Origin of the sequence: Domibacillus sp. 8LH, assembly GCF_038806185.1 — a bacterium.
Taxonomy (GTDB): Bacteria; Bacillota; Bacilli; order Bacillales; family Domibacillaceae; genus Domibacillus; species Domibacillus indicus_A.
In genome coordinates this window covers 1-306 of the sequence record NZ_JAVJNG010000103.1, presented here as the reverse complement: position 1 = coordinate 306, position 306 = coordinate 1, and the positions used below count along the sequence as shown (strand labels likewise).

Below are 306 nucleotides of genomic sequence, written 5' to 3'. Positions count from 1 at the left end.
GGCGGTCCGGACGGGACTCGAACCCGCGACCTCCTGCGTGACAGGCAGGCATTCTAACCAACTGAACTACCGGACCATGGAATATTAAACATAAAGAAGGGAAACCGGTGAAGCCGGCTTCCCGACGATGACCCCTACGGGATTCGAACCCGTGTTACCGCCGTGAAAGGGCGGTGTCTTAACCGCTTGACCAAGGGGCCTTAAAAGTAAAATCTGGCGGAGAAGGAGGGATTTGAACCCTCGCGCCGGTTACCCGACCTACACCCTTAGCAGGGGCGCCTCTTCAGCCTCTTGAGTACTTCCCCA

Annotated in this window: 3 tRNA genes; all 3 read right to left on the bottom strand. The window is 57.2% G+C overall.

Annotation, left to right across the window (positions count from 1 at the left end):
• Positions 1–2: 2 nt before the first annotated feature.
• The 3 genes from RG959_RS23990 to RG959_RS23980 all read right to left on the bottom strand — a co-directional run bounded on the left by RG959_RS23990 (position 3) and on the right by RG959_RS23980 (position 305).
• A tRNA-Asp gene (locus RG959_RS23990) sits at positions 3–76 on the bottom strand.
• Positions 77–128: 52 nt separating this feature from the next.
• Positions 129–200: transfer RNA gene (locus tag RG959_RS23985), tRNA-Glu, on the bottom strand.
• Between the two features lie 14 nt (positions 201–214).
• Positions 215–305: transfer RNA gene (locus RG959_RS23980), tRNA-Ser, on the bottom strand.
• Position 306 lies beyond the last annotated feature (1 nt).